The sequence below is a fragment of the Actinoplanes siamensis genome (assembly GCF_016862395.1).
Lineage (GTDB): Bacteria > Actinomycetota > Actinomycetes > Mycobacteriales > Micromonosporaceae > Actinoplanes > Actinoplanes siamensis.
This window is the reverse complement of record NZ_BOMW01000024.1, coordinates 134,327-150,303: the sequence shown is the minus strand read 5'-3', so window position 1 is coordinate 150,303 and position 15,977 is coordinate 134,327. Positions and strand designations below refer to the sequence as shown.

Annotated in this window: 12 protein-coding genes; 1 reads left to right on the top strand and 11 read right to left on the bottom strand. The window is 72.3% G+C overall.

The annotated features are described in order from the left end of the window. Positions 1-252: 252 nt before the first annotated feature. The 10 genes from Asi03nite_RS13610 to Asi03nite_RS13565 form a co-directional block, all read right to left on the bottom strand. The gene (locus tag Asi03nite_RS13610; protein WP_203679770.1) at positions 253-1,842 is read right to left on the bottom strand and encodes an FAD-dependent oxidoreductase; all 1,590 of its coding nucleotides are present in this window, start codon (positions 1,840-1,842) and stop codon (positions 253-255) included. Next, on the bottom strand, positions 1,839-2,864 hold the full coding sequence (locus Asi03nite_RS13605; protein WP_203679769.1) for a methyltransferase: 1,026 nt from the start codon (positions 2,862-2,864) through the stop codon (positions 1,839-1,841). The genes Asi03nite_RS13610 and Asi03nite_RS13605 overlap by 4 nt, the downstream gene beginning before the upstream one ends. Continuing rightward, complete coding sequence (locus Asi03nite_RS13600) at positions 2,861-4,024, bottom strand: cytochrome P450 (RefSeq protein WP_203679768.1); 1,164 nt, start codon at positions 4,022-4,024, stop codon at positions 2,861-2,863. Before Asi03nite_RS13600 ends, Asi03nite_RS13605 begins: the two co-directional genes overlap by 4 nt. A 100-nt stretch (positions 4,025-4,124) precedes the next feature. After that, positions 4,125-5,645, bottom strand: coding sequence for a flavin monoamine oxidase family protein (locus Asi03nite_RS13595; protein WP_203679767.1), 1,521 nt, complete (start codon positions 5,643-5,645; stop codon positions 4,125-4,127). A gap of 296 nt (positions 5,646-5,941) precedes the next feature. Beyond that, positions 5,942-6,133 carry a ferredoxin gene (locus tag Asi03nite_RS13590; RefSeq protein WP_239102665.1) on the bottom strand — a complete coding sequence of 64 codons (192 nt, stop codon included), beginning with the start codon at positions 6,131-6,133 and terminating at the stop codon, positions 5,942-5,944. A 117-nt stretch (positions 6,134-6,250) separates the two neighbouring features. Continuing rightward, positions 6,251-7,393 carry an acyl-CoA dehydrogenase family protein gene (locus tag Asi03nite_RS13585; protein ID WP_203679765.1) on the bottom strand — a complete coding sequence of 381 codons (1,143 nt, stop codon included), beginning with the start codon at positions 7,391-7,393 and terminating at the stop codon, positions 6,251-6,253. A gap of 37 nt (positions 7,394-7,430) precedes the next feature. Beyond that, the gene (locus Asi03nite_RS13580; RefSeq protein WP_203679834.1) at positions 7,431-9,305 is read right to left on the bottom strand and encodes an acetyl/propionyl/methylcrotonyl-CoA carboxylase subunit alpha; all 1,875 of its coding nucleotides are present in this window, start codon (positions 9,303-9,305) and stop codon (positions 7,431-7,433) included. Next, on the bottom strand, positions 9,305-10,840 hold the full coding sequence (locus tag Asi03nite_RS13575; protein WP_239102669.1) for an acyl-CoA carboxylase subunit beta: 1,536 nt from the start codon (positions 10,838-10,840) through the stop codon (positions 9,305-9,307). Before Asi03nite_RS13575 ends, Asi03nite_RS13580 begins: the two co-directional genes overlap by 1 nt. 50 nt (positions 10,841-10,890) lie before the next feature. Further along, the gene (locus Asi03nite_RS13570) at positions 10,891-12,606 is read right to left on the bottom strand and encodes an acyclic terpene utilization AtuA family protein (RefSeq protein WP_203679763.1); all 1,716 of its coding nucleotides are present in this window, start codon (positions 12,604-12,606) and stop codon (positions 10,891-10,893) included. 81 nt (positions 12,607-12,687) lie between these two features. Then, complete coding sequence (locus Asi03nite_RS13565; protein WP_203679761.1) at positions 12,688-13,320, bottom strand: TetR/AcrR family transcriptional regulator; 633 nt, start codon at positions 13,318-13,320, stop codon at positions 12,688-12,690. 540 nt (positions 13,321-13,860) lie between these two features. On the opposite strand from Asi03nite_RS13565, the gene Asi03nite_RS13560 reads away from it, so the two are divergent. Then, a complete protein-coding gene (locus tag Asi03nite_RS13560; RefSeq protein WP_239102664.1) occupies positions 13,861-14,814 on the top strand; it encodes a C45 family peptidase in 954 nt (317 codons plus the stop codon). Positions 14,815-14,953: 139 nt separating this feature from the next. Here Asi03nite_RS13560 and Asi03nite_RS13555 read toward each other — a convergent pair whose 3' ends face one another. Beyond that, entirely contained in the window at positions 14,954-15,700 is a 747-nt protein-coding gene (locus Asi03nite_RS13555) for a YqjF family protein (protein WP_203679830.1), read from the bottom strand. Positions 15,701-15,977: the final 277 nt, after the last annotated feature.

The following is a 15,977-nucleotide window of genomic DNA, read 5'->3' as shown; positions in this document are numbered from 1 at the left end:
CCTGGCTGAACTGCTGTCCTGACCAACCGAACGCCGTGAGGCCGGGCTGATCACCGGCGCCACCTCCGGGTTCGGGCGGCTCGACGCCGAGCGGGCGCCGGCCCGCGGCGCCCACGTTTCATCGCGGTCGGCCGCCGAGCCCAGCCGTTGCGCCCGGCGGTGGGCGCGGACGCCGTCGCCGGCATCCGCGCCCCGCTGCCGGCCCGCCTGGCCGAGCTGGACAGACGCAGCACGCCGTCTGACCGGTGCGGATCACCCGGCCGCGGCCGGGACACCGGCCGTGACCGGGGCTGCCGTGCCGGTCAGGTGCCGGCGCAGGTAGTCGCGGAGGACGTCCGGACGGGTCGTCGGGCACACCAGGCCGAGGTGCCCGTCCGGCCGTACCAGATAGAGATCGTCGGCGGCGCCGAGCGGCGCCGCGGACGTGATGGGCCGGATCGAGATCGGCGCCGGGCAGTCCTCGACCGCGTGCTCGATCTCCGGCGCGGCGAACCGGGGGTGGTGCAGCAGCGTCCACCGGTCGTAGCCGAGCAGTTCGTGCAGCCGGACCGGGAGCCCGCCGGGCGGCACCACCGGGATGTCGGGCACCCGGTCGCCGGCCCGGATCCCGCCGAGCAGACGGCGGCCACGGCCCTGCGAGAGCGGGCTGCGCCGGTGGTGCCTGCCGAAGTCGCTCATCATGAACTCGATACGCCGCTGCATCGTGTCGGAGGCGAGCATGCCGCGCAGCACCAGGCTGCGGATCCGGTGCGGCACCGAGGGCAGGATCATTTCCATCGGGCTGGTCCGCATGTCGCGGATCACGCCCTCGGCGAGCGCCCGCTGCTCCCCGTCGTAGGTGTCCAGCACCTCGTCGGCGGCCTGGCCGCGGTGCACCGCGGCGAGCTTCCAGACCAGGTTGTACGCGCCGAGCATGCCGACGTTCATGCCGTGCCCGCCCAGCGGCGCCCAGGTGTGCGCGGCGTCGCCGGCCAGCAGGACCCGGCCGGCGCGCAGCCGGGCGGCGATGCGGTCGCTGAACCGGGCCCGGCTCAGCCAGACCGGTTCGCTGAGCACCAGCTCCAGCTCCGGGATCCGGGCCGCGCCGGCCACCAGGTCGCGCAGCTCGCGCAGCGTGGGCGGGTCGGTCTGCTGCGGATCGGGGTCGTCGCGGACGCAGAAGATCCGGTACCCGCAGCCGGGCGTCGGGAAGGCGATCACCGAGCGGTGCGGGGCCAGGAAGAAGTACCCGTTCCCCGGCTTGTCCGGCAGCGGCCAGGCCGGCGTCACGTTGCCCTGGACCACCTGCATGTTGGGGCGGTCGCTACCCGGGAAGGGGATGCCGAGCCGCTGGCGGACCGTGCTGCGGATGCCGTCGCAGGCGACCACCCAGGGCACCTCGATCCGGTCGGCCGTGCCGTCCGGGCGTTGCACGTCGACGCGTACCGCCGTCTCGTCCTGCTCCAGATCGGTCACCCTGGTCCGCCAGCCGACGGACACGCCCAGGCCGGTGAGCTCGTCGGCGAGCAGCCGCTCGATGTGGTGCTGCTCGATGGTCATCGCGGTCGGGTAGTGGGAGGCGAGCCGGCCCGTGGCGAACCGGCCGACCTTGTGGCCGGACGAGTACACCGTGCCGCTCTCCATCTCGTACGCGTGCCGGCGGACGGTCTCCCCGACGCCCAGCGCGCCCAGCGCCTCACCGGCGCGCGGGAAGATCACATCGGCCCGGGGCTCGCGGTTCGTGGCGGGCGCGCGGTCGATCACGGCCACCCGCATGCCCAGGCGCCGCAGTGCGATAGCGGTCGTCAGGCCGACCGGGCCGGCCCCGACGACCAGCACCTCGATGTCGTGGTTGCCGCTCATGCCGGGTACGCCTCGATCACACTGAGCGGGGCGGCCGCCTCGACCGTACGGCCGAACCGCAGGCCCGCCTCGGTGAGCAGCTCGGTGTGCTCGGACAGGGTCCGTTCCCGGCCGCCGTAGACGATCATCATGGCCACGTCGAGCACCTTGCTCGGATGGAAGTCGTCGCCGGGCGGCACCACGGCCTCGATCAGCAGCAGCCGGCTCTCCGGGGCCATCGCGGTCCGGCAGTTGCGCAGCAGGGTGACCGCGTCGCTGTCGGACCAGTTGTGCAGCACCCCCTTGAGCAGGTAGAGGTCGGCTCCGGCGGGCACCTCGCTGAGGAAGTCACCGCCCACGACGGCGCAGCGGTCGGCCAGCCCGGCGGCCTCGATCCGCTCCCGGGCCACGTCGGCCACCTCGGGCAGGTCGTAGACCACCCCCTCGGCCTCCGGGTAGCGCTGCAGCAGCACGGTGAGCAGGCTGCCGTCGCCGCCGCCGACGTCGACGATGCGCCGGACCCCGCCGAAGTCGTAGCCGGTGGCCAGGACCGTGCCCATCACCCGGCTGTGCTCGGCCATCGCGGAGTGGAAGATCTCGCCGTGCTCGGGGTGGCGGGCGAGGTGTTCGAAGATCGGTTCGCCGTACACCGCGGAGAACGTGGGGTCCTGGGCACGCACGCTCTGGCCGGCGCCGTCGTACACCGGATTGAGCATGGTCTGGAAACGCACCCACCAGTGCAGCGACTGTGGATGGTCGGCGTCCAGCCGCTTGCCCATCTCGGTGAGCTCGAACCGGCCGGACGCCGCCTCGGCGCAGACCCCGATGCCGGCCAGCGCGCGCAGCAGCCGGCGCAGGCCCTGCGGGTGGGTGGCGGTGGTCTCGGCGAGTTCCTCGGCGGTGCGCGGGCCGTCGCCGAGCAGCGCCGCGACGTCGAACTCGACCGCGAGTTGCAGGAGGCGGGCCGCCCCGAGCCCCTCGGCCATTCTCAGCAGTCGCATCGCGTCGTCGTGTTCGGGGGCAGGTTGCCTGGTCGTCGTCATGTGGTCTCCAAAAGCGAGCTGGTGGATACGAGCAGCCGGGACGGGCCGTGGAAGACCAGGTCGTCGGCGTATGGAACGCGGTGTTCCGCCAAGCTGAGCCCGGGCAGCCGGCGCAGCAGGCCGGCGAGCCCGATCTCGGCCTCCAGCCGGGCGAGGTGCGCGCCGAGGCAGTAGTGGATGCCGAGGCCGAAGCCGGCGTGCCGGCCGGGTCCGCGGTGCAGGTCCAGGCGATCCGGGTCCGGGAACCGGGCCGGGTCGCGGTTCGCCGAGCCGAGCACCAGCACGACGGTGCCGCCGGCCTCGATCATCCGGCCGCCTACCTCGACGTCCTGTCCGGCCGTGCGCCGCACCATCTGCACCGGTGTGTCGTAGCGGAGCAGCTCCTCGACGGCTTGTGGCATCAGCTCCGGCACGGCGCTCAGCTCGGCGCGCGCGTCCGGGTGGCGCAGGATCGCCAGCACACCCTTGGCCAGCAGGTTCGTGGTGGTCTCGTGCCCGGCGGTGAGCAGGTGGACGCAGGTCGACGCCAGCGGGACACCGGTGACCCCGGCCGCGAGCAGGTGTCCGATCAGGTCGTCGTCGCCGCGCGGGCGCCGGGCCTCGGCCTCGAAGAACGCGGACAGCTCGCGCGCGGCCCGGTCCGCCGCGGCGTGCCCGCCGCCGACGCGCGAGGTGTTGGCCTCCTGCAGGGCCACGGCCCGCTCGCGCAGCCACCGGTGCTCGGTGGCGGGCACCCCCAGCAGGTCGGCCACGACCAGGATCGGCAGCGGCGCCGCGAAGCCGGCTACCAGGTCGGCGACCGGGTGGGCGGCCAGCTCGGCGAGCAGCCCGTCGGCCAGCGCCTCGATGCGCGGGCGCAGCGGGACCACCCGGGCCTGGGTGAAGTGGCCGGCCACGTGGGCGCGCAGCGCGGTGTGCTCCGGCGGGTCCAGGAACACCAGCCAGTTCGCGACCATCTCGCGCAGGGCGGGGTACTCCGGCGGGACCGGGACCGCCCCGTACCGGCCGAACCGCCGGTCGGTCAGGACCGCGGCGACGTCGTCATAGCCGAAGACGTACCACTTGCCGTCGCCGTGGTGCACGGGCTCGGCCTCGCGGTACCGGCGATAGACGGGGTACGGGTCGGCGAGCTGCCCGGCGGGAACGGAGAACGGGTTCATGCCGGCACCCGCGCGCCGAACAGGCACAACCCCTCGTCCGGCAGGGAGTCGCCGGCCAGGTTCGGCACCGTGACGGTGCCGCACCGGAGGTCGAGGACGCTCATCCGGCCAGCTCCGCCGGGGCCGGCTCCTCGGGCATCTCCGGCAGTGTGGCCGGCACGTGCATGACGATCCGGCTCACCGCGTCCAGGGCGGACTCGATGGCGCCGTCGATCCAGGCCGGCCGCGACGAACAGTGCTCGCCGGCGAAGTACAGCCGCCCCTCCGGCTGCTGCGCGAGCATCCGCTGCTCCTCGGCCTGCGACGGGTCCATCCCCCAGTGCACCGAGCAGCCGCCTCGGCTCCACGGGAACTGTCCCCACGCCAGGCTGCGGGCGTTGAGCACCATGCCGGGGCGCAGCAACTGCGGGTGCATGGTGGCCAGGTCGGCGAGCACTGCCGCGTACCGGGCCGCCGACGACATCCGGCCGAGCAGCTCGGCGTCCTCGCCGACGCTGTAACTGGCCAGCAGGACCGCGCCCTGCGCCGGGTCGCCGTCGATCGGCGGGTAGTACGTCTGACGCACCCGGCCGCCGCTGGACGAGGCGCCGCCGTTGATCCCCTCGCGCTGCCAGAACGCCTCCCGGCAGTGCAGCGCCACCTTGGTCGCCGGCACGTAGTGGACGTTGTTGATGATCCGCAGCTTCTCGTCGCTGAACCCGGTCAGCCGCAGTCCGCGCAGCACCGAGAACGGCAGCGTGCACAGCACCTCGCTGCAGTGGCGCACCGCGGGCCGGCCGTCGATCCGCAGCTGGACCACCACCTCGTCGGGACGCGCCTCCAGCCCGACCACCTCGTGCTGCCGGCGGATCGGCCCGTGGATGCGCCGGGCCAGCCGGCGGACCAGCTGATCCATGCCGCCGCGCAGCCGGAACAGCTCGGTGCTGGTCTCCACCAGGATGTCGTCGAGGAAGCCGCGCAGCGGATCGCGGCACGCCTCGCGCAGCTCCGGGTGCGCGGCGAACAGCCCGTGCAGGTCGAACGCGCTGCCGCCGTCGCGGACGAACGGGGCCAGGTTCAGGTGGTCGGCGTGGTCGAGGAGCCGGGACCGCAGGTCCTGGCGCAGGTCCTGACGCTGGTCGGGCGGCGCGATGGCGTCCACGACCAGGGTCAGCCAGGCGCCGAACATCAGGGTCTCGGGGTGGTAGCCGTCGTGGGCCAGGCCGTCGCGGATCTCGGTGATCAGCTGCCGGGCGGCGTCCCGGAGGCGGACGTAGCTCTCCGCCGTACGCAGGTAGGCGTTCTTGTCGGCCAGCAGACTGTGGAAGGACCGCAGCTCCTCGGCCAGGCCCAGCTCGGCGACGTACCGCAGGGCGTTGCTGTGGCCGGCCGCGATCCGCATCGCGCCCAGCTCGGCGAAGGGCGCGTCGGCGTCGTCGCCGAACCGGAAGGTGTGTATCCGCCCGCCCAGCCGGCGGCTGCCCTCGAGCACTTCGACCGGTACCCCCAGCCGTTCCAGCTCGTAGGCGGCCGACAGGCCGGCGACCCCGGCGCCGAGGATGACCACCGTCCGATCCGGACGCCTGCCGCCCGTCCCGCCGCCGCCCACCGGGTGGTCCAGCGGCGATCGTATGTGCCCCATGGATTCTTCCTCCCGCGCACCGTTCCTCTGAAGAAGAAGACAGCGCAGAGTGAATCAGCTGATGTTTGGGAATGACCTGATGCTCGGAAATTAACGGTGAACGCCCGACAAATGGTCGTCGTCACCCGTCGCGATAGCTGAGCTAGCCGGCGCATTACCGTTCAAAGCATATGCGGCCGGATCTGAAGCTGCAGGTCAACAGGAGTGCAACGGCCGTTGGGGCGCAAAAGAGGACCGGACGGCGGACGGCCGACGGCATGGTCGGCCGACGTCCGTCAGGGAATTCCGAATTCGTCTTACCTATCGACGAGTCTCAGCGCCGCCGCGGGGCGGACGGTTACCGCGTCGCGCACGGCAACCAGATGCTCCGGAGCCGGCTCGGGCGTGCGGATCACCGGCACCCCGTCCTCGTCGCGCCGGTCGACGACCTCCGGGGCGGTCATCACGCACTGACCGGCGGCGATGCACCTGGGCTCGTCGAGCTCCACACGGGTCAGCACCGGCCGCGGGCCCGCGGCCGGTGCCCGGAGGGCGTCACAGACCCGGAGAGACCCCCCAGCGCGAGCCCCGGGGGCGCGGCGGCCCAACCGCGCCTGCCGGCGGCGTCAGTACGACCGGGGCAGGCCCAGCGAGAACTGGGCCACGAAGTTCAGCGCCATCTCCCGGCTGACCGGCGCCATCCGCGTCAACCGGGACGTGGCCAGGGCCTGGACCAGGCCGTACTCGCTGGCCAGGCCGTTCCCGCCGTGTGTCTGGATGGCCTGGTCCACCGCGGCGCAGACCACCTCGCCGGCCGCGTACTTCGCCATGTTCGCGGCCTCGCCCGCGGCCTTCAGCTCCCCGGCCGCGTGCAGCGCCGCGGCCTTCTGGGTCAGCAGCCGGGCCGCCTCGATCTCCACGTGCAGCTTCGCCAGCGGGTGGCTGATCGCCTGGTGGGCGCCGATCGGCACGCCCCACACCGCGCGCTCGCCGGCGTACCCGACCGCCTTGCGCAGCGCCCACCGGGCCATCCCGGTCGCCGACGACGCGGCCATGATGCGCTCCGGGTTGAGACCCGCGAACAGCTGATCGAAACCGGCTTCATCGCTGCCGATGAGCGCGTCCCCGGGCAGCCGCACGTCGTCCAGGAAGAGCGTGAACTGGTCCTCCGGGGCGACCAGGCCCATGTCGATCCTGCGGTAGGTGAAGCCGGGCGCGTCCACCGGCACCATGAACAGCGCGGGACGCTTGCCGACCCGGGCCACCACCAGGACCCAGGACGCCTCGTCGACCCCGCTGATGTACGTCTTCGAGCCGCTCAGCACCCACTCGTCGCCGTCCCGGCGTGCCTGCGTGGCGATCTGGTGGGTGTTCGAGCCGGCGTCCGGCTCGGTGATCCCGAAGACGTACCTGGCGGTGCCCGCCGCCAGGCCCGGCAGCCAGCGCCGGCGCTGTTCCCCGGTGCCGAACTGCGCGATCACGGTGCCCACGATGGCGGGCGAGACCACCATGAGCAGCAGCGGACATCCGGCCGTGGCAAGTTCCTCCAGGACGGCGGCCAGGTCGCCGATCTCACCGCCGCCACCGCCGTACTCTTCGGGAATGGACACGCCGAGGTAGCCGAGCGCGGCCGCCTCCTGCCACAGCTCGGTGGTCTTGCGGCCCTCGCGGGCGCACGCGTAGAAGTAGGCCTCCCCGTACCTGCGGCCGAGGCGGGCGACGGCCGCGCGCAGCTCCCGGCGCTCGGCCGGCTCGACAAAAGCGGTCATTTGCCCTCCCCTTCGATTTCCGGCCGGACGACTGCCGTCACCCGGGCTCCCCGGGGTCGATCACCGCCAGCACGTCACCGGCGGCCACCTGCTGCCCCACGGCCGCGGCCAGCGAGGTGACCACGCCGCCGGCCGGCGCGGTCAGGGTCTGCTGCATCTTCATCGCCTCCAGCACCACGACCGGGGCGCCGGCCCGCACGCTGTCGCCGGCCGCGACGTGGACCGCGACGACCGCGCCCGGCATCGAGGCGAGCAGGGAGCCGGCGGCGAGGTGCGCCGACGGATCCGGGAATCTCGGTACGGCGTGGAGGTCGTACGCCCCGGACGGCCCGTGCACGTCGGCCCCGCCGTCGACCACTGTCACCCGGTAGGTCTCGCGCACCCCGTGGTCGTCGAGCACCACGTGCTGATCGTCCACGGACAGCACGCTGACTCCGGGCAGCCACGACGACTCGATCCGCCCACCCCGGCCCGCGTAGCCGACCGTGTACTCGGCGCCGCCCCATCGATAGGTCCGGGTGCGTTCCCGGCTCGGCACGTTGCGCCAGGCAACCGGGATGCGGGGCTGGACATTTGCGGACGTCGCAGCCAGGAACGCCGACCCCACGGCCGCCGCCAGGGCCGCTTTGCGCACCGTGTGGTCCTCGGGCGGCCGGGTCCAGGCGGCGAGCCTGCGGTCCAGCAGCGCGGTGTCGACCCGCCCGGCCCGGAAGTCCTCGTCGGCCAGGATCGCCCGCAACAGCCCGAGGTTCGTGGTCAGCCCGTGGACCACCCCGCGCCGCAACGCGTCGGCGAGCAGGCGGATCGCCGAGGCGCGGTCCGGGCCGTACGAAATGATCTTGGCCAGCATCGCGTCGTAGCGGACCCCGACCGCACTGCCCGCCTCGACCCCGGAATCGACGCGGACGCCGGGCGCCTCGAAGCCGAACGCCCGCAGCCGGCCGGTCTGCGGGGCGAAGCCCGCGGCTGGATCCTCCGCGTAGAGGCGTACCTCGACCGCGTGGCCGGTGGTGGCCGGCGGCTCGGCCGGAAGCTCGCGGCCCTCCGCGATCGCCAGTTGCCAGGCGACCAGGTCGAGACCGGTCACCGCCTCGGTGACCGGATGCTCCACCTGCAGGCGCGTGTTCATCTCCAGGAAGTACATCCGGTCGCCGTCGACCAGGAACTCGACGGTCCCGGCGCCCCGGTAGCCGACGGCCTCGGCCACCGCACGCGCGTACCGGTGCAGCTCCCGCCGGCTCCTCAGGCCCGGCGCCGGCGCCTCCTCGACGATCTTCTGGTGGCGCCGCTGCACTGAACAGTCCCGGTCCCCGACGACCCAGATCCGGCCGTGCCTGTCGCCCAGCACCTGCACCTCGACGTGCCGCGCCTCGGGCAGGTACGGCTCGGTGAAGACCGTACCGTCCCCGAACGCGGACTCCGCCTCGGCGGCCGCCGCCGCGAGTTCCGTCCGCAACGCCCCGGGATCGGTGACCACCCGCATGCCACGCCCGCCGCCACCGGCCGCCGCCTTGATCAGCAGCGGGAACGTCTCGTCGCCGCCGAGCACCGGCACGCCGGCGGCGGCGGCCAGCTTCTTGGCGCGGATCTTGTCGCCCATCGCCTCGATCGCGTCCGGCGCCGGGCCGATCCAGATCAGCCCGGCCGCCTCGACCGCCCGGGCGAACCCGGCGTTCTCCGACAGGAACCCGTAGCCGGGGTGAACCGCGTCGGCGCCCGACATCCGGGCCGCCGCAACGATCCGCTCCGCGTCGAGGAACGAGTCGACGGCGACCGCGACGTCTGCCTCCCGGACGTGCGGGTCGGCGCTCTCGGCATACACCGCGACGGTCTCGATGCCAAGCTCACGGCAGGTCCGGAAAACACGGCGGGCGATCTCGCCGCGGTTCGCGACGAGCAGCTTACGGATCATCACAGCCGGAACACCCCGTAGCCCCGAGCGCCCCGCACGGGCGCGTTGTGGATGACGGACAGGCAGATGCCCAGCACGGTGCGGGTGTCACGAGGGTCGATCACCCCGTCGTCGTAGAGCATGCCGGACGTGAAGTACGCGAGGGACTCCCGCTCGATCTGCGCCTCGATCGCGGCCCGGGTCCGCGCGTCCGCCTCCTCGTCGTACGGCCGGCCGGCGGCGGCCGCGGCCTGACGCGACACGATCGACACCACGCCGGCCAGTTGCGCCGGCCCCATCACCGCCGACTTGGCGCCGACCCAGCTGAACATGAACCGCGGGTCGTACGCGCGCCCGCTCATGCCGTAGTTGCCGGCCCCGTACGACGCGCCCATCACCACCGAGAGGTGCGGAACCTTCGAGTTCGACACCGCGTTGATCATCTGGGCGCCGTGCTTGATTATCCCGCCCTGCTCGTACTCCCTGCCGACCATGTAACCGGTCGTGTTGTGCAGGAACAGCAGCGGCGTGTCCGACTGGTTGGCCAACTGGATGAACTGCGCCGCCTTCTGCGCCTCCGCGCTGAACAGCACACCCCGCGCGTTGGCCAGGATCCCGATCGGATACCCGTGCAGCTGGGCCCAACCGGTCACCAGGCTGGTCCCGTAGAGCGGCTTGAACTCGTCGAACGCGCTGCCGTCGACGATCCGCCCGATCACGTCGCGCGGGTCGAACGGGATTCTCAGGTCGTCCGGCACGATCCCGAGCAGTTCCTCGGGGTCCAGCGCCGGCTCGGCGTAGCCGGTGCGCGGGGCCGGCCCGAGCTTGCGCCAGTTCAGCCGCCGGACGATCTGACGTCCGATCCTGATCGCGTCCCGCTCATCCACCGCGAGGTAGTCGGCGAGCCCGGACGTGCGCGCGTGCATCTCCGCGCCGCCCAGCGACTCGTCGTCGGACTCCTCGCCGGTCGCCATCTTCACCAGCGGCGGGCCGCCGAGGAACACCTTCGCGCCGCCGGCCACCATCACCACGTAGTCGCTCATCCCCGGGACGTACGCGCCGCCGGCCGTGGAATTGCCGAAGACCAGGGCGATCGTCGGCCGCCGGTCCGCGCTGGCCTCGGTGAGCCCGCGGAAATGCCCGCCGCCCGGAATGAAGATGTCCTTCTGCGTGGGCAGGTCCGCGCCGCCCGACTCGACCAGGTTGACGGTGGGCAGCCGGTTCTCCGCGGCGATCTGCGCGGCGCGGAAGCTCTTCTTCAGCGTGACCGGGTTGCTGGCGCCGCCGCGCACGGTCGGGTCGTTGGCGATGATCATGCACTCCACGCCCTCGACCACGCCCAGCCCGGTGACCACCGAGCCGCCCACGGTGAACTCGGTGCCCCAGCCGGCCAGCGTGCTGAGCTCCAGGAACGGCGAGTCCTCGTCGATCAGCAGCTCGATGCGCTCGCGCGCGGTCAGCTTGCCGCGGCGGTGGTGGCGCTCGACGCTCTTCGCCCCGCCTCCGGCGAGGGCGACGGCATGCTGTTTCTCCAGGTCCGCCACCCGTTCCAGCATGGCTGTCCGATTGAGGTGGTACGCCGGGTCGTCGCGCTCCGCGTGCAGGGTCACAGCAGCTCCGTGGGAATCTCGGCGTTCCGGGCGCGCAGCCACTCCCCGGCCGCCTTGGCCTGCGGATCGGAACGGGTGGACGCGGCGACACCGGCGCCGAGCAGGCCGTCCACGACGATGTTGAGAGCGGCCAGGTTGGGCAGGGCGTGGACGGTGACCGGCAGGGTGGCGGTCTCGGGCAACAGTTCCCGCACCCGGTCGGCGTCCAGCCACCCGGCGAGCCAGTCGTAGGCGGCCGGTCGGCGCGGGTGGCCGGCCGGGATCCACACCCCGATGTTGGCGGTTCCGCCCTTGTCCCCGGACCGCGCGTAGACCAGCCGCCCCAGCGGAGCCACCGTGGTGTCCCGCCCCACCGCCGGCGGCCCCTCCGCGCCCCCGGGACACCCCTGACCACCAGCCGGAAAGCTGGGCGGGAGAGACGCCTCCGGGGTGTCGGGTGGGGGTGCGATCGCCACCCGGGTGCCGTCCGGGAGGACGGCGATGTGCGGCACCTGGGACTGCGGGAGGTGGGCGGCTTCGAAGACGCCGAACGGGCTGCCGTCGGACGGCGGTGCGGTCACGTGGAAACCCGGATAGGAGGCGAGGGCCAGTTCCACCGCCGCGTTGCTGAATGCCCGGCCCACCACCCGCGCGTCGGGGTCCTTGACGTGGCAGCGGAGCAGCGCGGACGCCTCGGACTGGGTGGCCGGGTCGGGCCGGTCGGTCCGCACCAGCTCCCAGGTGATCTCGGCGGGGCGCCGGTGCAGTGTGGACTCCAGCTGACGGCGGGCCCAGGCCGCCTTCTGCTCGATGTCCAGGCCGGTCAGGACGAACGTGACGGTGTTGCGGTGGCCGCCCAGGCGATTGATCCCTATCTTGGTGGTGGGGGGCGGGGCGGTACCCCGTACGCCGGATAATTTGATCTTGTCTTCGCCTTCCTGGATCAGTCGGACCGTGTCCAGGCGGGCGGTGACGTCGGGGTTGAGGTAGTGCGGGGCGCCGATCTCGTAGACCAGCTGGGCCGTGACGGTGTCGACGGTGACCGCTCCCCCGGTGTTCGGATGCTTGGTGATGACGACCGTGCCGTCGTCGCCGATCTCCGCGATCGGGAAGCCCAGCGGGCGGGTGGTGTCGATCGTGGTGAAGCCGCTGAAGTTGCCGCCGGTGGCCTGCGCGCCGCACTCCAGGACGTGGCCCGCGACGATTCCGGCGGCGAGTTTGTCCAGGTCGTCGTGGGTCCAGCCGAATTCGGCGAGGACCGGGCCGAGGGTCAGCGAGGCGTCCGTGACACGGCCGGTGACGACGATGTCGGCGCCGGCCTGGAGAGCTTTCGCGATGCCGAAGGCGCCGAGGTACGCGTTGGCGGTCAGCGCTCGCGGCCAGCGCCCCGTCCTCAGCAGGTCGTCGCCCTCGACGTGGGCGACCTTCAGCTGCGGGTCGAGGGACCTGATCGCGGCGGCCAGCGCGGAGGGGTTCAGGCCACCGGCGTTGCCGACGATCCGGACGGTCCCCGATCTGATCAGATCCAGGCAGTCGGTGAGCTGGCGGAGGAACGTCCGCGCATACCCGGCATCGGAGTTCTTCTGCCGGTCCCGACCGAGAATGAGCATGGTGAGCTCGGCCAGGTAGTCGCCGGTGAGGTAGTCGAGCGGGCCGCCCTCGAGCATCTCGCGCATCGCGGAGAGGCGGTCGCCGTAGAAACCGGAGCAGTTGCCGATGCGGACGGTTCGCACTGTCGCGCCCCTCCCCCGCGTGCCTGCGGCCTGCTGCGGTTTCCTGCGGTCAGGGTCACGGTAAGCAATCTGACAAAATTGTCAAGGACGCTCGCGGAGGCCTATCGCGGCGGCCCACAGCTTCGACATGTGGTTGACCACCTGCTCCTCGTCGAGCGGCTCGCGCAAGGAGTAGATGACGTGCGCCATCTGCTCGACCATGGCGCCCAGCACGATAGCGGTGAGACGCGGGTCCAGCCCGGAGTCGGCCAGGCCGGCCTCCTGCAGGCGGCGCAGACCCTCCGCGCCGCGGCGCACGTACCGCTCACGCACCTCCAGCAGGAGTCCCCGCAACGTGTCGTCGGAGTCGGCGCCCTGCTCGACCAGGCGCAGCACGCGGGAGGCGTTGCGCCAGGCACGCAGGTATCCACGGTTCGACTCGAGGATCCGGACATACGGGTCGTCGGCGGTGTCCGGGGCGACCAGGCTGTCCGTGAACATCTCCTCGGCGACCGTGCGGACGACGGAGCGGAGCAGATCGTCCTTCGACTCGAAGTAGGTGTAGAAGGTGCCGTACGAGACGCCGGCCGCCTGCGCCACCCGCTCCGGGGTGAAGCCCGGCCAGCCCCGCGTCTCCAGCAGCTCCCGGCCGGCCGCGAGCAGCGCGTCCCGGGTCCGCCGGCCACGCGCGGTCGCCGGGGCGGTCGGCGCTGGGTTGGTTCGTGATCGGCCCATGGTCCCCATAATCGCCTCTCCACCCGGCGACGGCGGAACGCGTATCGCCAAGTCGGGCGCTACCGGCCGCCCTCGTCGCCGCGGACACGAGCCGGCCGGCGAGGCGGCATCTGTCACCGCGGCGGCAGCGTGCTCCGCCCCGCATCGCGCTCTTCCCCGCAGCCCGCTCGGGCAACGCCCAGGACCTGTGGATCAGCTCCCCCGGGGGACGCGCGAAGGGCAAACCTTCCCGGGTGATTGATCGACCAGTCACCGCGCTGGAGCAGTTCCCGGCGGCACGGCCGGGCCGTCGCCGACGACCGTGACCAGGCTGACGAAGCGTTGGCAGGACGACCACGCCGCCCCATTGCTCCCGCCGCTCGCCTACATGACTCCCAGCTCCGCCAAAGCGGGACATTGTCGCCGGCTTGGTATCGGCCACGCTCGTATTCAGCGACCTCGACCAGATCCAGCACCTGGCCGTCACCGATGGTGGCCGCCTGGCGATTCACCCCGCGATTAGCTAGGTTGCCCTCACCTCGGCCGATTCTCACAGGGGGAGTGGCAGGCGTGCGGCAAGCGCACAAGACCTTTCAGGCGATCGAGGTCGGCGACGGCGGCGACGGGCGGTGGGCCGCCTACGCCCGGGGCCTGTGGCAGGAGATGGAGGGCCTGCTCACCGAGGAGGGCCGGACTCCGGAGGGCGCAAATCGTGTTCGGGCGCTGTTCCGTGCGCACATGCCGGAACTTGTCCCGGTTCTGGACCGCCTGGCGGGCCAACTCGACCGGCCCGAGGCGGAAGCCTTCCTCACCCACGCGGCACTGCGGCCGTTCTCCCAGGCGTGCACCCAGATCGGCAGGAACGGCGCTCTGCTGCGCAACTATGACCTACGGCCCGATCAGTGCGAAGGGACCATCGTCTCCTCCTGCTTCCTGCGCCCTGTGATCGGGATGCAGGACATGCTGTGGGGCTTGCTGGACGGGATGAACGACGCCAGCCTCGCGGTCTCGCTCACCTGGGGCGGACGTTCCGTCTACGGATGCGGCTTCGCCATTCTCGTCGTGGTGCGCTACCTGCTGGAGACGTGCGACACCGTCGACGAGGCGGTCGACAGGCTGCGATTTCTACCGTTCGCCACCCCCCAGAACCTCACCCTTGTCGATCCCACCAAGGCGGTGACGGTGTTCGTGGGGCCGGATATGTCACCGACGGTGGCGCCGGATGCCTGCGCCGCCAATCACCAGCACCTGCCGGTGACCGACGAGCAGGAACGGACCATGCGGACGCAGGAGCGGCTGAGCGCCATCCGGGCCGCGGGCGCGGACGTGGCGGCGATGCTGAAGCCGCCGCTATACCGATCCGTCGACGAGCAGGGGTCGAGAACGCTCTACACAGCCCACTACCGGCCCGTCGAGGGCCGTGTGACGTACTACTGGCCCGGTGAGTCCTGGCAACAGTCCTTCGGCGACTTCACTCCCGGATCCCGCACCGTGACCTTGGGCCGGACCATCTGAGAGGCTTTCCGGACCCCTGCTCACCCCGCATGAAGATGCTGCGAGAACGTGATGTCACCCGCCCCGCCACGGCCACACGACGAACCGGCAGGCTCTCGTCATCGCTCCACCGGTCGGACGAGCGCCTCCTCCCGACCCTTCAATCGGCCTGCTCGGGCAGGCTCTTGGGCGGCCCGAAGATCACTGGGACTCCTGGCGAGTAGAGGACGCTCGCCGGCGCGGCGTCGATACCGGGCAGGCCGGCCGCGGCCAGCAGGGTGTCGTCGAGGTCGAGGAGGGTCGCCCGGCGCAGCGGCCAGCGCGGGTGTTCGTTGGCGAGATGGCGGGTGCGGCCCCAGGCCCGGGTATGCAGTCCCCACCTCGCGGTGAGGAAGTGCTCCAGCGCCGTCGGCTCGGCGAGCGGGTCCCCGATGCGGATCCGCATGCGGTTGGTCGCGGGACGCGGGCCGGGCCAGCGGCGACGCGACACATACGACAGCTCGTCGCCCTCGCGCGTCAACCGCATGCGCGCCCACATGTACGGCAACCGCAGGCTCACCCGCGCGACCAGCACCGGGAGCAGGCGCTCCGCCTCCAGCGAACGGAACACCACGGCCCGCCGGCCCTCCCCGTCGACGCTGTACAGCCGCACGTTCGTCTCGCAGAACGTGCCGAGATAGGGCACCCCGAAACCGCCCAGGAACCCGAAACGCTCCATCCGGAAGCCGATCAATCCGGCGTAGGTCACGCCGTCGATCGTGTCCGGAACCGTACCGCTCGGCAGCAGCGGCGCCACCCGTGCCGGATCGACCGCCCAGTGCAGGAAGGCCAGATCGGTCCAGCGCTGGCCGAGCACGGTCCGGGCCACCGGCCGCACCGTCTCCGTGGTGATCTTTTCGACGCTCACCTCTCCAGACTGCCTCCTCCCTCGCTGCTCCGGAGACCCGGACACGGCGGCTCCCGACCAGGCGCAGCTGCTCGGCACAGACGCGCAGTTTCCCGTGGGCGGCGTCCAACGCCCGGCGCAGGCCCCCTGGTCGGTGCTCCGCTGGTAGAGCTCGGCGTGATGCCGCAGGCTGCGGGCCGCCTCGACCATCTCGTTGCTGCGGCCGAGCAGGGCCGTCTCCCAGCGGGCCGGGACGTCGGCGCTCATCTTCGCCCGGTTGACCCAGGCGGCGGTGAGG

What these genes read in the sequence shown, in the direction of transcription:
- Asi03nite_RS13610 (WP_203679770.1), bottom strand. Translation starts at nt 1,842, where the DNA reads ATGAGCGGCAACCACGACATCGAGGTGCTGGTCGTCGGGGCCGGCCCG.
- Asi03nite_RS13605 (WP_203679769.1), bottom strand. Translation starts at nt 2,864, where the DNA reads ATGACGACGACCAGGCAACCTGCCCCCGAACACGACGACGCGATGCGA.
- Asi03nite_RS13600 (WP_203679768.1), bottom strand. Translation starts at nt 4,024, where the DNA reads ATGAACCCGTTCTCCGTTCCCGCCGGGCAGCTCGCCGACCCGTACCCC.
- Asi03nite_RS13595 (WP_203679767.1), bottom strand. Translation starts at nt 5,645, where the DNA reads ATGGGGCACATACGATCGCCGCTGGACCACCCGGTGGGCGGCGGCGGG.
- Asi03nite_RS13585 (WP_203679765.1), bottom strand. Translation starts at nt 7,393, where the DNA reads ATGACCGCTTTTGTCGAGCCGGCCGAGCGCCGGGAGCTGCGCGCGGCC.
- Asi03nite_RS13580 (WP_203679834.1), bottom strand. Translation starts at nt 9,305, where the DNA reads ATGATCCGTAAGCTGCTCGTCGCGAACCGCGGCGAGATCGCCCGCCGT.
- Asi03nite_RS13575 (WP_239102669.1), bottom strand. Translation starts at nt 10,840, where the DNA reads ATGCTGGAACGGGTGGCGGACCTGGAGAAACAGCATGCCGTCGCCCTC.
- Asi03nite_RS13565 (WP_203679761.1), bottom strand. Translation starts at nt 13,320, where the DNA reads ATGGGCCGATCACGAACCAACCCAGCGCCGACCGCCCCGGCGACCGCG.